Raw genomic sequence first — 15,664 nt, 5'->3', positions numbered from 1 at the left:
ATTAAAACTTCATGAAACCCTTGATTAATAAGGGTTTTTGTTTTGTCTAGCCAGCCAAACTTAAGTTCAAAACCTCTAGGTTTTGGATAACCATAGCTAAGAACTCGTTAACGGTGACGGAAAACATGGTGAGGGAGAAACTTTACGAGCTATTACCAGCTATCTATCGTCGGAAAGATTTCTTTTCAGGCGAACCCCTACGAGCCTTGCTGGCGATCGTCGAGCAAGAACTGGGCATCCTCGAAGCCGATATCAATAACCTCTACGAAAACTGGTTCATTGAAACCTGCGATGAATGGGTATTGCCCTACATTGCTGAATTGGTAGGGATTCAAGACTTAAATGACCCGGAAAAGATTTTACCCGTTCAGCGCAGTCGCATTGGTAATGCGATTCGCTATCGCAGGCATAAAGGGACTCCCAGAACCCTAGAGCTAGCCATTGAGAATACCACGGGTTGGACAGTGCGGGTCGTGGAAATGTTCAACTACGTCCTGACCACTCAGTATATCCAAAGAGTCCGCCCCCAGTCCGCTGCCACGTTTGCTCTGACTCAAAGTACGGCAATGGTGGCGATGCAGGATTTATTTGACAGTAATGCTCATACCTTAGATATCCGTGCTTTTGATGGCAATCAAATCAGATACAATCTCAGAAGTCTCAGTTTATTTATTTGGAGACTACAAAGCTATCCAATAAAACGCTCTACCCCATGCTATAGGCCAGAATTACCCATCAAGGCGGTAGATATTAGGCACTGGGATACCAGGGATGATACCAGCAAATATGAATTTGAACAGGCGGTTTTTGGCTTTAATACCTCCCCTAGCCAGCGCAAACATACCCTACAAGTTAGTCCTAGAGTGATCAGCAATAGGAATGGCTATTACAGGCACAAGCTCAAGAAAAAATCTAAACTTGACTGGCCAGTAATCAACCAAACCGGTTGCTATACCTTTCACCCCTTGGGTTACGATATGCCTTTGTTCAATCAGCCGAAAAGTAGAGAAAATCAGGATCTATGGGCTCATGAATTGGACAGTCTTGAACTTCCGATCCCAATCAGTCATAAGGCGTTTGAGGAAGATTTAAGACCTTTCCAAACGCCTACTCCCGAGGAGGAAACTCATGAAAAATTCATTAAAGTCTTCCGATTAGGTGATGGCGACGATTATATCTATCCTAATGATTGGGTGGAGCAGCAGACGGAAAATACGACTTACAGTCTATTAAAAATGGCAAAAGACTATCGCAAGTCCGTTGACCTCAAGGAAGTGCCAGCGCCACAGGTAGAACCCTCAGAACCAGAACTCAATAGCGAGTACTATTACGGACCTGCGCGCAGTCTGGTGATATATATAAAGCGTGGAAAAAATCAAGGGGCAGAATATCCAGCCATACCACCAGAAAAGATTATTGCCCAACGATTAACCAATTGGGAAGAACCGCCACCCGGTAAAATAGCCGTAGATGTGGAATTGGGTCGGCTAATGTTCGCCAGTGGCGAGGATCCGGGTTGGGATAATTTAGAAGTTAACTTCAGCTATGGCTTTAGTGGTAATATGGGAGGCGGTCCTTATAATCGGAGTCAAGCTCTGGTTCAAGACGCAGAAACAATTCGGTGGGTAGCCAGAAAAATGCCTCCAGAGGCTACCGAAAACTGGTATACATCCCTGTCAGAAGCGATCGCTGCTTGGAAGGCAAGCGGCGAGTCCCACAACACGATCAGGATAATGGACAATCAAGCGCACTTTACGGCGCGCACCCATACAGCACCTGTAGTGTCCGATACGTTGCTGATCGAACTCGGTTCGTGCGATCGCTTGACAATCGAAGCAGGTAATGGTTACCGACCGACGATCAGTCCTTTGGGAGGGGATCTGATCGTGAGCGGTGCTGAGGGGTCAACGTTACGGCTAAATGGTTTGCTTTGTGGCGGTAAAGTCATCGTCGCCGGAAAGGCGCAACTAGAAGTAGACCACTGTACGATTCGACCCAAGCGATCCCCTGACCAACACCAAGAAACTGTTGTGGGCATTAGCGAAGTCTCTGGGGAGACCAAAGTGACAATCTCTAATAGTATTGTTGGGCAGGTAAACTTGCCCATTGAAAGTGGAGCGTTGGCACTGCGCGATAGTATAATCGATGGGGCCGGATCGGCAGCAATCCGGTCGTTGGGAAGACACCATGGACTCGTGACAAAAATCGAGCGCTCGACAATTTTTGGGGGAGTATATATTGAAGAAATGGAGTTGGGTTCGGAAACAATCTTTATGGAACCCGTAAAAGCGCAAAAACAAGGAAGTGGCGGTCTGCGGTATAGCTACGCACCAGTGGGTTACCAAATCGAAACAGAACCACCACCGACAGAAGAAGAACCAAAAAAAGAAAATTATTATTACTCTACACCAGAACGATATGAGTGCCAGCCAAAGACTTTGGAGAATTCAGAACTACAGCCAAGTTTTACATCCCAGCAGTACGGTCAACCGGGTTATGCTCAGTTAAGCCTCAGTTGCCCTCAAGAGATCCAAAAGGGCGCAGAAAATAATACTGAAATGGGGGCGTTCAATAATTTGCAGCGACCGCAACAAGAGGCAAATTTAGCAGCCAGTTTGGATGAATACTTGCGCTTGGGCATGGAAGTAAGCACAGTTTATAAAAATTAACCAAAAAAATTAACAAAAAATAACAGGTGAGGTTAAACAGATGAAAGGGGATTTTACTCGTTGGACATTTGATCCAAGCAACCGTTACAGCAGCGTTCGCCTACAGCAAGGTCGGGTATTGTTAGATGCGGACTGGAACGAACAGCTAGATATAATTGCTTACAGAGAGCAGTACGCGAACAAGGAGATTATCGGACTCAATGGAGTGCCAGATCGGAATAGTTTTAAGGTTGAGTTTGATAATGCCCAACAAATTATTAAGCTGGCTGAAGGACGATGTTATGTGGAAGGTATCCTGTGTGAAACTGTACAGGATGGCTATCAGCGTGAGATAACAGACGTCCCGGGTATATTAGCAGCAGAAGGGGCAGAAACTGCCAATCCAGGGGACTTCCTAGTTTATTTAGAGGTATGGCAGCATCACATTACAGCCATAGAAGACCAAGACCTGCTAGAGCCAGCCCTGGGGGGACCCGATACGACCACTCGCACCGAGACTTACTGGCAGCTAAAGGCACAAGAATTGACCGAGAAGGAACAATGGCGGCACGAGTGGAAAACCTTACTGAGTGAGAACCAGCAGAAAGGGAAACTTAAGGTAAAGAGTGGAACAGCGTTGCCCAACGATCTTTACAGGGTAGAAATACACCAAGTTGCGGACAATGTAGATGATACTACGTTTAAGTGGGCAAGAAACAATGCTTCCATGGCCGCAAAAGTGACAAAAATTGAAACCCATAAGGTTACAGTTTTAAAAAATAATCAAATCCAATTTCCAGAAGAACAGGGGAAAGAGTGGTGGATAGAAATTACAGACGAAGATCGTGTAAAAGCAGGTGAACCAGGGTTCTTTTTAAAAGTAGATCATGTAGGAGAAAGTAATGATGGACTTATACTAACTATAAATCAAGATACTTGGAATCAGGAAGAAATAGATCAGTTAAACCCTGACGAAAAAATCACAACTGTACGGATTTGGGAAGCAAATGCAAGAGAGATAAAATTCCTCTCTGAGGAAGAAGAGAACCAAGATTTTATAGAACTGGAAAAAGGGCTACAAGTCAAGTTTGTCCATACAGGAAATGAAAAATACAGGACCGGAGATTATTGGTTAATCCCAACCCGCTCTCAACAAGAAGTTGTGTGGCCAGCAGACAACAAAGAACCAGACGGGATTGTATATCACTACTGTCCATTGGCGATTGTCAATTACAATGATAATCCCACTCCTCCCACTCTTCACTGGACAGTGCTCCAGGATTGCCGGGAAATTTTCCCAGCCCTGACGGAGATGGCGCGGGAAACGGGATTATATAACGGGGTTGTACCAAAAGGAAGGAAGTTATCAATTGGGGTACATAGCTACAATGATGCCCGCCGTGATCAAGAAACAGAACCATTCCATACTGATGACCAGCTCGAGATTCAAGGTGGAAAGCAACTCACTTTGAATGTGGGCTATTGGAAGGATGAACTGGAAGAAAAAGCACCAGATTCCGTCGATCAGGCCATCAGCTTCAGCATCTGTGAAGAAGAGGTGATGCGCCTTACCAAAGACAATCTGAGTATTATTGGTAATAAAGACCTGATTGTAGAAGGGACAAGTTGGCTCAAGGGTGTGGTCGCCATTGGAACAGAACCTCCCGACGAGACAATTGGGTTGCTGGTACAGCCAGACTTGAGTAACGATAGTGCTCAAGAAGTCGTTGGCGAGAAGTTGGCACCGAAATTGACAGCCAAGTCCGATGGACAAATCCTCGCAGCCTTGCATATTCAGCCAAACTTTCAGAATGGAGGTAATGCTCCTAAACGATATGGGTTGATAGTTGAAGAGGGCAAAGTATCCATTGGTGCAGACCGTACGGAGCTGGAAAAGCTACAGATAGGGGTAGATTTGCGACCCGAAGTGAAAGCGCAAACCTCTAAAGAAAAGTTAGCGGCCTTATATATAAACCCAAACTTTAATGAGAACGGTCAAAGTCCGGTGTACAAGTTTGGGTTGATGATAGAAAAAGGTAAAGTTGGCATTGGCCGTGAAACTCGAATACGAGATGAAGAAGACGACCAACATCGGATCGGGGTAGACCTGCGACCGGTAGTGGATGCCAGGGATGCCCAAGACAAGCTAGTCGGACTATACATTAAGCCTGATTTTAAGGATACATGTAGTTGCGGAATAACAGAAGCAGCCCAGTATGGGTTGATAGTAGAAGAGGGGCGCGTCGCCTTTGGACCCCAGTTAACTGTTAACGGAAGCAAAGAGTATTTAGTAGATATTGGAAAAGATCCAAATGATCCTGATGATCTTACAAAAGCACGCTTGAAAGTGGCGGGAGATCTGGAGGTTTACGGTAAGGTAACCTACCATGCAGAGAAAGGAGAACCAGGTGATGTCGAACTGGGTCAGCAAAATCAAGATAAGTTACTGATCCATGGAAAACTGGAAACCCAGCATACCTCTGGGAAGCTAAAGGTTATTAGCCCCTTAGAAGTCCAGCTAGAAGAGAGTGGTCAGCAAGATTTCCTATCCCTGTTTGCTGCAAACGACAGTGCCTCGGTTAATGGCAGGATAGTCTGGAAAAAGGGCATAGTAACACAGGAGGGGATAGACGAGGAAGCTGAACAAGGTGATGATGAAACTCTAAAATACAAAGAAGAAGCTCAAGAAGCAGCAGCTATTTATTCTGTAGTAGAAGGAGACGGTTCAAGTAATTCATCAGGGGAGTTAAGATTTAGCACAGGTCAGGACGGGACGTTAGTAGATCGGGTGGTCATTACAGCAGATGGTAATGTAGGCATCGGTCAAATCGATGCTAATAACCCAGGAGACAATCAACTCAAAGTTACGGGAACTACTGACTTACAAACTTTGGTTGTAAATACTAGTTTACAAGTCACGGAGAACGCCAATACCGATGTATATTCACTGAACCTCACAGGTGTTTGGAGTAGAACTCAACCGACTTTGACAATTCCCAATGGAAATGTATGTATTGGGGCGACTGAAATTCCCAGGGAAAAAGTTGTAAATGATAAGCAACCAAAGTTGTATGTAAAAGGGGCAGCAAACGAATTAGTCAGTTTTGATACAAACTTGAGCGTTCTTGGTTCTACAGATCTAGAAACGCTGACGGTAACACCAGAACTAGTTGCTCAAGCAGATAACGATAGCCTGACAGCGGCAAGAATTGAGCCAAGTTTCGATGTAGCTGGTTACCAAAATGTAAAGACGTTGGGACTGCAGGTAGTTAAGGGGGATGTAGACCTCGACGATGGCCATCTAAACATAAAATCGGGAAACTTAGTGATCGGGACACCCATAGCCTCAACATCGGATAAGTTGAGAGTGAAAGGGGGTTCTACCCTCTTAGAAGGTGATCTGCAAATCCGTCAAGATGCTTCTATTGCCCTCAAGGTAAATCAAGCAACTCAAGAAGTCGGCATCGGGGGTGACTCCCAAACAAATTATAAGTTAGCCGTTGCCGGTGCTACTAAATTAACAGGCAAGCTAGAAGTAGCACCAAGTTTGACCGGTACTAGCAATGCCACGGAAATCACACCAACTTTGACAAGTTCAGGCCAGAATCAAACCCTAACAGCGCTGAAAATTAATCCAACCTTCAGCGGTGGTCATGGAGGTCTTAAGAAGTTGGGACTGCTTGTCGAGACAGGGGATGTGGTTGTTAATAGTGGCAACGTGGCGATCGGGTCCGCGACGGTAGATCCAGACCACGCATTATCTGTAACAGGTGGTTCGACAATCGACATCCTGACAGTGACAGGTGAAAGTACCCTCACCAGTAATTTGTCAGTACTGGAAGATGTGGAGATCGCAGGGAACACGAACTTAGAGGGTACTCTAACAGTAGATGGAAGTGTTGGTATTGGCACAACAGCTCCGCAAGCAAAGCTGCAAGTAAGCGGTGGAGCGATCATGCCTGCTGCTGGGAACACACAGGAATCTGGTATATTATTTCCAAAAAATCCTGGAGGCGGTGGAGCCGATGCAGCATGGATACGATACTACGCCAGAGAGGGTGAGGATAGTGCTGAAAACACTACCTTTGAAATTGGAACCTCTAATGACCCTAAGGATCATATTGTTTTGAACACTAGTGGTGCTGTCGGGATTGGGAAAGTGCCAGGAGAGGGAGGACAATCTCCTGTAACTAACCTCAAACTAGACGTTAATGGCAAAATACTCGCTGAGAATGTGGAGTTATCAAGCGATGCAACGTTAAAAGAAAATGTTAAGCCCCTAAAAAACGGGCTTAAAAAGATCCTAGGTTTGCGGGGCGTGAGCTACCAATGGAAAGATGAGCAAAAAGCTACCCAAGAAACACAAATTGGACTGGTAGCCCAAGAGGTAGAAGAGGTGTTCCCAGAACTAGTAAGCACTGATTCCCAGGGGATGAAGTCTCTGAGTTATTCTAAGCTTATTGCCCCTCTGATCGAAGCTATTAAGGAGCAAAACAAGAAAATTTTGGAACTGGCCAAGGAAGTTAAACAGCAGCAAACTAAAATCACACAGTTGCAGGCTCTCAATAAGGAGTAATTACATCATTATCCCAGATTAGCCCCCTAGGGCGTGTTGTAAAAGTTTTCCGCAAGATTTAGATCCCCCCCAGCCCCCCTTAATAAGGGGGGAGCCATACTCAAAGTCCCCGAGCGAGGGATTTAGGGGGCTTGACCAAAACCAAACGTTAGTAGGTACAAACCAACCATGAAAGAGAAATTAGAACAGCGTCTCCAATCCCTTAAAACCGAATTTGATGCAGGTCAAAAACTCCTGGCTGAGTATGAAACCAAGCAAATGAATTTGCGAGAAACCTTACTGCGTATTAGCGGTGCTATTCAGGTTATTGAGGAAGAGTTGAGGCAGTTCACAGAAGCGGAAAATGAAGCGGAAAATAACAGTCAGCCAGTGGAAACGGAGGCAGGGGTTGTTGACAATTGATTTGGATGTATAGCAATTTTCCTAGGTCGGCAAGAGGCAAGAGGCAAGAGGCAAGAGGCAAGAGGCAATAGGCAATAGGCAATAGGCAAGAGGAACCCACCCCTAACCCCTCCCAGGAGGGGAAGGCAAGAGGCAAGAGGCAAGAGGCAATAGGCAATAGGCAATAGGCAATAGGCAAGAGGGTTTTAAGGGATGCGGCCTCAAATACAACTGTACCTCATGAGTCCTAGAAACGTTAACTCAAGAGCAATTAATCACAATAAGAACAAAAAAGGAGTATAAACAATGCCAGTAACACCAACCTATCCTGGAGTTTATGTAGAAGAAATTCCTTCGGGGGTACGGACGATAACAGGTGTAGCCACTTCAATTACAGCCTTTATCGGTCGGGCCTTCCGGGGACCGACCGATGAGCCAATACTAATTAATAACTACGGAGAATATGAGCGCATATTTGGCGGATTGTGGAATGAGAGTACCATGGGTTTCGCGGTAAGGGATTTCTACACAAATGGCGGGAGTCAGGCGGTAATTGTTCGACTGTTCAATCCTGGAGAAATGCAAGCTACAACCGACAACCAAGTGTTGGACACAGTAAGTGCAATTCAAAGTGCAGCTAACCAAGATAGCACAGATCAGAAAGAGGCTGGCATTACAGAGGCAAAAAACCATTTAGATATTACACCTCCTCCACTAGTAAGTGATCCTAACAATTGGCCAGAGCAAAGCACAGGGGAAGGAAAGATAGCCAAAGACTTTGCAATCGAGATGTATAACTCTAATGTCTGGGCAGCAGTAGATGACATTAAAAATGCAGGGAATGAAGCCGCTGGCATTACAGCGGCAAAACGCCATTTGGATAATAAAACTCCTCCACCAGGAGGCGAACCTAAAACTTGGCCATACCAAAATACAGAGCGAGGGCAGACAGCTAAAAAAATTGCCATCGAACTCCATAAATTACAGGACGTAATTCCAGTAGTAAACGATATTAAAGATACAGAAAACAAAGACGATGGTATTGAAGCTGCAGAAACTCATTTAGATCCTGGCACTCCTCCTCAAAACAACGATCCTAACACTTGGCCAGACCAAACTACAGTGCCAGGAAAGATAGCCAAAGAGATTGCGATAAATATCTATAGTTTATCCGATGAATTAACCGTTGAGCAGTACCAAGAAGAAGTCGATAAAATCATTGGTAATGTGCTCGAAAGCCATGGATTAATTAATATTGTTTCAGCAGAAGACTATTCAGGAAGAGTCGATATAATTGTTACCTCACTCAAGATTGACGTGTCAGATGAGAAGTATACAAAAGACATCGATCAAATAGTTGCTGACTTGCAGATCAGGCAGAAGGCACAATTATCAGTAGGAACAGATAATGAACTGTTCCTGGAAGCAGCAAACGAGGGGTCTTGGGGCAACGAATTGCGGGCTCGGGTTGACTATGAGGGACTAGAAGACGGCAGTGCATTGTTCAATCTATCGGTCAGGGATGGAGGGACGGGAGAAGTTGAAACGTTCCAGAATCTATCTGTTGACGAAAGCGAAACGCGATACATTAAGAAGGTACTGGAAAAAGATTCACAATTAGTACGGGTAATTGGGACATTGCCTGGTGCTAGACCAGAGCAGAATGCTAGCACATGGGAAGAGATAGAGGAGCAAATTGACCCAGAGTCCCGAGAAGAAGAAAAGAAGAAATTTAAGGCGGAAGGAGTGTGGTACGAACTGTGTTCAAATGGAGTGCAACCAATAGACCGTGCAGGAGATGGCGATCCCCTGGAAAGTAATAACTTTACTGAAGGAGAAGGGGACAAAACAGGAATTTATGCTCTGGAAAAGGCCGACCTGTTTAACTTGCTCTGCATCCCACCCTACAAACAGGAGGCTAATGGACTAGATGTTGAAACAGGGGTAATTGATCAAGCTATCACCTATTGCCACAAACGCCGGGCTATGATGATTATCGACTCTCCTAGCGGGTGGGATAGTAAGGGAAAGGCAAAAACAGGGATTAAGACAGACGTGGGGTCTACCAGTGAAAATGCAGCCGTCTTCTTCCCGCGCCTCGTGATGCCTAACCCTCTCAAAGAAAATCAAATAGAAGTATTTGCCGCCTGTGGGGCTGTGGCAGGAATCTTCGCCCGCACCGATGGGACCAGGGGTGTATGGAAGGCCCCAGCGGGTTTGGAGGCAGTCTTAAAAGGAGTGGCCGCCCTCAGCGTCCCCCTGACAGACCCCGAAAATGGGGAGTTGAACCCTCTGGGAATTAACTGCTTGCGGAATAGACCGCCAGCGGGTAAAATAGTATGGGGTTCGCGCACCCGAGTGGGAGACGACATGCTAGCCTCCGAATGGAAATACATTCCGGTACGGCGACTGGCATTGTACCTAGAAGAAACCTTGTATCGCAATACCAAGTGGGCCGTATTTGAACCGAACGACGAACCCCTTTGGTCTCAACTTCGATTAAGCATCGGCTCGTTTATGCAAAATCTCTTCAAGCAAGGGGCATTCCAAGGCAGCTCTCCCAAAGACGCTTACTTTGTCAAGTGTGACAAGGAAACCACAACCCAGTATGATATCGATCGGGGGATAGTTAATATCATGATCGGGTTTGCACCCTTGAAGCCAGCAGAATTTGTGATTCTGAAATTCCAGCAGATAGCTGGACAATCATAAATAAGCTTAGAAAATGTAAGCATATGCGCTACGCGCACGCTGCGCGAACAGCAGTCAGCAGTCAGCAGTCAGCCTTGAGCTGATAGCACCTCAAGTAGCGTGGCACAGGCTTCAAGGCTGGGACGTAGCGCATAGGCTGAACGCGCACGCGTGCGCGTAGCGCTTAAGCTGATAGCTGATACGCGACACGCTGATAGCTGATAGCTGAATGCTTACTAGAAAATGGCTAATCGGTCGGTTGGGCACTGCCGACCAAAGAAAAAAATAACTAAGGGAAAAAGGAGAGAGAAATGCCAGTAACACCAACCTATCCTGGGGTCTATATCGAAGAAATTCCATCAGGAGTGCGCACGATAACAGGCGTAGCCACTTCAATCACAGCCTTTATCGGTAGGGCATTACGGGGACCGACCGATGAGCCAATACTAATTAATAACTACGGAGAATACGAGCGCATATTTGGCGGATTGTGGAATCACAGTACCATGAGTTTCGCGGTGCGAGATTTCTACACTAATGGCGGCAGTCAGGCGGTGATTGTTCGACTTTACAAACAAAAAGATTCAGAGCAGCAAAAAGCAACCTTGAAGGCAGGTCAAGACGATGGCAGTGCACTTGATTTAGAAGCTGCAAACCCGGGAGTATGGGGAAACAAGCTCCGGGCGCGGATTGATAGGACTTTTCCCTCAAGCATTACGGATGAGGGCACACACGAAACCGATAAATTGTTCAATCTCTATATAAGAGACGGAGAGACAGAGGAAGTAGAAACATTCCTCAATGTTTCGGCGAAGTACGGTCACCCTCGACAAGTAGATAAGGTACTAGAAAATAGTTCAAACCTAGTGCTTTACGATGGAACAGTTACAGCAGATCTACCTATTCCAACGCCAAATGATCAAGATTTGGACGAAGAGGATTTGAAAAAAGATTTGTGGAGCGATACTCGCTCAAATAAGGTAGAATCAGGCGATGAAGGCTCAGATGGAGATGCGATCACACAAGAAGAATTCACTGGTACAGGAAAGGAAGGAGACAAAGAGGGACTTTATGCCCTAGAGAATACGGACTTGTTTAACTTGCTGTGCATCCCACCCTTCGTACCAGGTGGGGATATAACTTCAAGTCTAATTGACGACGCTTTGGCATATTGCCTGAAGCGCCGCGCCATGATGATTATCGACTCTCCTAGTAGTTGGGATAGTAAGGATGATGCGAAAACAGGGATTGATCAATCAAGTCAAGTTGGGTCAGTCAGTACCAATGGAGCCATCTTCTTCCCGCGCCTGATCATGCCAAACCCCCTTAAGGACAATCAAATCGAAATATTTGCCGCTTGCGGAGCAATTGCGGGAGTATTTGCCCGCACGGATGCAAGCCGGGGAGTTTGGAAAGCACCAGCGGGTTTGGAAGCCGTCTTAAAAGGAGTTATAGGTCTGAGCGTCCCCCTGACGGATCCTGAAAATGGGGAGTTGAACCCTAAAGGGATTAACTGCTTGCGAGTGATGCCACCAGCGGGTCGAATCGTCTGGGGTTCCCGCACCAGGGTAGGAGACGATATGCTGGCTTCGGAATGGAAATACATCCCCGTGCGCCGACTAGCATTATACCTAGAAGAAACCTTGTATCGCAATACCCAATGGGCTGTATTTGAACCCAATGACGAACCCCTGTGGTCTCAACTGCGATTGAATATCGGCGCGTTTATGCAAAATCTCTTCAAGCAAGGAGCATTTCAAGGCAGTTCCCCCAAGGACGCTTACTTTGTCAAGTGTGACAAGGAAACAACGACTCAGTACGATATAGACCGGGGGATTGTCAACATCCTAATTGGATTTGCCCCCCTCAAGCCCGCAGAATTCGTAATACTCAAGTTCCAACAAATAGCAGGACAATCTTAAGGAGGAAACCATGGCTCAATTTTCAGTAAATGCAGAACGATTTGACCCCTATAAAAACTTCAAATTTCGGGTCAAATGGGATGGAAACTACGTAGCAGGAGTTAGTAAAGTTGGTGCCTTAAGTCGGAGCACCGAAGTGATAGAACATCGCACAGGGGGAGACCCCAGCAGTTCCCGATTATCCCCAGGACAAACTAAGTACGAAGCAATTACATTAGAACGGGGGGTAACCCACGACCCAGCCTTTGAACAATGGGCTAATAAGGTCTGGAACTACGGTTCCGGTTTGGGATCGGAAGTGTCCTTGAAGGACTTCCGCAAGGATATCATTATCGAGGTGATGAACGAAGCCGGACAGGTAGCGATCGCTTATAAAGTATATCGCTGCTGGGTATCGGAATTCCAAGCATTACCAGAGTTGGATGCAAGCGGCAACGAAATCGCAATCCAGAGCATTCAACTGCAAAATGAAGGATGGGAACGTGACTATGACGTGACGGAACCGACAGAACCCAGTTTCACTGAACCGGCATAGATAAAAAGAATTGAGAATTAAGAATGAAGAATTAAGAATGAAGAATTAAGAATTGAGAATGAAGAATTAAGAATGAAGAATTAAGAATGAAGAATTAAAAATGAAAAATTGAGAATTGAGAATTAAGAATGAAGAATGAAGAATGAAGAATTAAGTATTTTTCTACATTCTACATTATACATTCAGCATTCTACATTATACATTCAGCATTCTACATTATACATTCAGCATTCTACATTATACATTCAGCATTCTACATTATACATTCTTAATTCTACATTCTTAATTCTACATTCTACATTCTAAATCAGTCCAATGCGACCACTAACAGCAAATGAGCTAATACGTTGTTGGGAAATAGGACAGAGTCAACATCCCCTGGACAGGGCGTTGACTCTTTTGAGTTTTGCTTGTCCGGAAAAGCCGAGGGCCACCCTGGCTACTATGAGTATCGGACAGCGGGACGCTTATTTATTAACCCTACGAGAAATCACCTTCGGGGAGCAAATGAATAGTTGGGTAAACTGTCCCGAATGTAGCGAACGGTTAGAGTTTACCATGAAAACATCCCAGATGCGCTTGGTAGAACTGCGGGAACCAGAAGCAGAACAGTATATAATCAACGTCGGGGAGTGGGAGTTGCACTATAGATTACCGAATAGCTGGGACTTAGCTGGAATAGTGGGAAGCAAAGATGATGAGAAAGCGGCCAGACACCTGAGGCAAAACTGTTTGGTGGGAGCAAGCCGATGGGGACAAAAGTGGGGGTATAATGACCTGCCAGAGGACGTGATCGAAAAAATGGTAGAGGCAATAGCAGCAGCAGACCCCCAAATAGAAATACTATTAGATCTAGATTGTCCAGCTTGCAGTCACAATTGGCAGGTAATGTTAGATATAGTTTGGTTTATTTGGAAAGAAATCAGTGCCAAAGCCCAGAGGATTCTCCAGGAAGTACACCTGCTAGCCCGGTTTTATGGATGGCGAGAGGCGGATATCTTATCTATGAGTACGCTCCGACGACAATATTATTTAAGTTTAGTGGGCTAATGACAGATTTATTTACCAGACTGGCAAGACGGACTTTAGGTTTAATGCCCGTAGTGCAACCCCGAATAGCTTCGCGGTTTGCTCCGGAAGAGGCGATGGCTAGTGACAATGCCAATTTAGAAATACCTAGCCTGTTTGAGGGGGATCGGAGTTTAAGGTCACAAGAAAAAGAGCAAAGGAACAGAGAAAAAAACGCGTCCGCACCAACAACAAATGAGCTAACAACAAATGAGCCCATCACTACTGACCTTCAGTTAGGGAGAAGGGAGGAAATTCAAGAATTGGTAAGTAGAGAAAAAATGGGGGAGAGAAGCAGAGGGATAGAGTTAGAAGGACTACAAAGGGTAGAAAGTAACTCGGGAGATGTAACATACAAAGAAAATTCACTTGGAGAAAGGGTAACGAAGGAAGGGCGAGAGGTAGAAAAAAGAAGAGAAGTAAAAGAAATTTCCAGAGAAAATCCAGGGGCGATCGCTTCGGAAGAGGGAGAAGATAAACGGTCTGCCAAGCCTTTAAAACCCAAAGAGTTAGGGAAGAACAAGGAGAGAGATTTTCCAACAGAAGAAGTCTTAAAGTCCGGTCGATCAACCAGGGAAATTGAGCAAAAAGCAAGCTCTGTAAAGGGTGAGAATCGAGGAAATCAATCAGACTCTGGAGAGTTAGAAAGTCCTGAAAGAAGTAAAGGGTTAAACAACAGGAAAAAAAACGCGATCGCACCAGGGGAAGACCTTACTCCACGGGACGTGGTATCAAGAAACGTGAACCCACCAGCAGTGGAGAGAGTTAGAGAGTTAGAAAGTCAAGCTCCTAACACTAGAGAAGTCAAACAGTTGGGGAGAAATGAGCAGAACGATTCCCCAATAAAAGACGTTTTAACGTCGGTTCGAGAAACTAGAGAGGTCGGGCAAAACCCTAGCTCGGGAGACGGGAAAAGTGGAGGAAATGAGGTAGATTCTAGAGAGTCAACAAAATCTGTAAATCCAGATCGACCATCGGGAAAGACACCGCCAAGGACATTCACAGCCAAGCTCTTCTCAAGAAACCAAGAAAAGTCAACGGAGTCAGTCAGGGAGACCGCCCCCTCCCAACCCGTTACTGAGGGGAAAGTGGACTCAAGGACGGTGAAGTCCCTAGAACTTGAGAAAGGAATAGACTTAGAAAGTCCTTTTAAGTCAAGGGTAGTGAAGGAGCCAGACTCCAAGGAATTCTCGACACAAAGCACGAGTATACCACAGTCGAGAAAAGCGATCGCTTCCAACAGGAGAGGGAAAGTAACGTGGGAAAATCAGCTAACCGCACCAGGGTTTCCCAGCCCAGGCTCAGAAACTAGTCTGCCCCTCTTGGCACAAGAAAACCCAAGAGCCTTAAAGGAGATAGAGGATGGGGTCAAATTATCATCCAGACGAGAAGACCAGTTGAGTCAGTTGGCACCAGAAACTGCGATCGCGCGAGTAGAAAAAGGGGGAGAAACGGGAAAAACCGAAACAGACAGACCTGTAAAATTAGAAGACAATCTAATCGGGAACAATCCCTTAAAATTATTAGAGTCAAAGCTAGCAGAAGAACGGAAAGCATCCATAGCCTCGACACCCACTATTCAGGTTACCATAGGTAAGATAGAAGTCCGAGGAACTAAACCAGTGGTCAAACCTGTTCAGCAATCCCGTAGGATGCAGTCAACCGTTTCAAATCCAAGGCTTTCCCTAGATGAATATCTTAAGCAGCGCAGTAAATAACTCACCGCTAAGTCTTTCGGCGTAGCCGACGCTGCGCGAACAGACTATAGCGGGAGCTTTCAAGCTCAAAGTTTACCAGTCTAAGTTCTATAAGAACTACGTTATTTCCAAGAGTTAAAGTCCTA

At 45.6% G+C, this 15,664-nt stretch carries 9 protein-coding genes; 8 read left to right on the top strand and 1 reads right to left on the bottom strand.

Annotated elements, in window-relative coordinates; genetic code table 11:
- The first annotated feature begins 125 nt into the window (after nucleotides 1-125).
- The 3 genes from F6J90_RS32730 (at nucleotide 126) to F6J90_RS32720 (ending at nucleotide 7,626) form a co-directional block, all read left to right on the top strand.
- Nucleotides 126-2,669, top strand: coding sequence for a phage tail protein (locus tag F6J90_RS32730; RefSeq protein WP_293103629.1), 2,544 nt, complete (start codon nucleotides 126-128; stop codon nucleotides 2,667-2,669).
- A 40-nt stretch (nucleotides 2,670-2,709) separates the two neighbouring features.
- Nucleotides 2,710-7,224: a DUF6519 domain-containing protein gene (locus F6J90_RS32725; protein ID WP_293103626.1), complete on the top strand. Its 4,515-nt coding sequence runs from the start codon at nucleotides 2,710-2,712 to the stop codon at nucleotides 7,222-7,224.
- 168 nt (nucleotides 7,225-7,392) lie between these two features.
- Nucleotides 7,393-7,626 (top strand): hypothetical protein, encoded by a 234-nt coding sequence (locus tag F6J90_RS32720; RefSeq protein ID WP_293103623.1) that lies wholly within the window; start codon nucleotides 7,393-7,395, stop codon nucleotides 7,624-7,626.
- Here F6J90_RS32720 and F6J90_RS32715 read toward each other — a convergent pair.
- A complete protein-coding gene (locus F6J90_RS32715) occupies nucleotides 7,587-7,790 on the bottom strand; it encodes a hypothetical protein (RefSeq protein WP_293103620.1) in 204 nt (67 codons plus the stop codon). The genes F6J90_RS32720 and F6J90_RS32715 overlap by 40 nt on opposite strands.
- Before the next feature lie 121 nt (nucleotides 7,791-7,911).
- On the opposite strand from F6J90_RS32715, the gene F6J90_RS32710 reads away from it, so the two are divergent.
- From F6J90_RS32710 to F6J90_RS32690, 5 genes are all read left to right on the top strand, one after another.
- Entirely contained in the window at nucleotides 7,912-10,317 is a 2,406-nt protein-coding gene (locus tag F6J90_RS32710; RefSeq protein WP_293103617.1) for a phage tail sheath C-terminal domain-containing protein, read from the top strand.
- A gap of 290 nt (nucleotides 10,318-10,607) precedes the next feature.
- Nucleotides 10,608-12,218, top strand: coding sequence for a phage tail sheath C-terminal domain-containing protein (locus F6J90_RS32705; RefSeq protein WP_293103614.1), 1,611 nt, complete (start codon nucleotides 10,608-10,610; stop codon nucleotides 12,216-12,218).
- 10 nt (nucleotides 12,219-12,228) lie between these two features.
- On the top strand, nucleotides 12,229-12,753 hold the full coding sequence (locus tag F6J90_RS32700) for a phage tail protein (protein ID WP_070393335.1): 525 nt from the start codon (nucleotides 12,229-12,231) through the stop codon (nucleotides 12,751-12,753).
- A gap of 444 nt (nucleotides 12,754-13,197) precedes the next feature.
- Nucleotides 13,198-13,803, top strand: coding sequence for a phage baseplate protein (locus tag F6J90_RS32695; protein WP_293103610.1), 606 nt, complete (start codon nucleotides 13,198-13,200; stop codon nucleotides 13,801-13,803).
- On the top strand, nucleotides 13,803-15,539 hold the full coding sequence (locus F6J90_RS32690; protein WP_293103607.1) for a hypothetical protein: 1,737 nt from the start codon (nucleotides 13,803-13,805) through the stop codon (nucleotides 15,537-15,539). The genes F6J90_RS32695 and F6J90_RS32690 overlap by 1 nt, the downstream gene beginning before the upstream one ends.
- Nucleotides 15,540-15,664: the final 125 nt, after the last annotated feature.

The sequence above is a fragment of the Moorena sp. SIOASIH genome (genome assembly GCF_010671925.1).
In the GTDB taxonomy this organism is placed as follows: Bacteria; Cyanobacteriota; Cyanobacteriia; order Cyanobacteriales; family Coleofasciculaceae; genus Moorena.
The sequence above is the reverse complement of the archived record's forward strand: the minus strand, read 5'-3'. Positions and strand labels throughout refer to the sequence as shown.

Bases quoted from the DNA above. Each gene is read 5' to 3' on its own strand.
- F6J90_RS32725 (WP_293103626.1), top strand. From the start codon at position 2,710: ATGAAAGGGGATTTTACTCGTTGGACATTTGATCCAAGCAACCGTTAC.
- F6J90_RS32710 (WP_293103617.1), top strand. From the start codon at position 7,912: ATGCCAGTAACACCAACCTATCCTGGAGTTTATGTAGAAGAAATTCCT.
- F6J90_RS32695 (WP_293103610.1), top strand. From the start codon at position 13,198: ATGAGTATCGGACAGCGGGACGCTTATTTATTAACCCTACGAGAAATC.
- F6J90_RS32700 (WP_070393335.1), top strand. From the start codon at position 12,229: ATGGCTCAATTTTCAGTAAATGCAGAACGATTTGACCCCTATAAAAAC.
- F6J90_RS32690 (WP_293103607.1), top strand. From the start codon at position 13,803: ATGACAGATTTATTTACCAGACTGGCAAGACGGACTTTAGGTTTAATG.
- F6J90_RS32730 (WP_293103629.1), top strand. From the start codon at position 126: ATGGTGAGGGAGAAACTTTACGAGCTATTACCAGCTATCTATCGTCGG.
- F6J90_RS32720 (WP_293103623.1), top strand. From the start codon at position 7,393: ATGAAAGAGAAATTAGAACAGCGTCTCCAATCCCTTAAAACCGAATTT.
- F6J90_RS32705 (WP_293103614.1), top strand. From the start codon at position 10,608: ATGCCAGTAACACCAACCTATCCTGGGGTCTATATCGAAGAAATTCCA.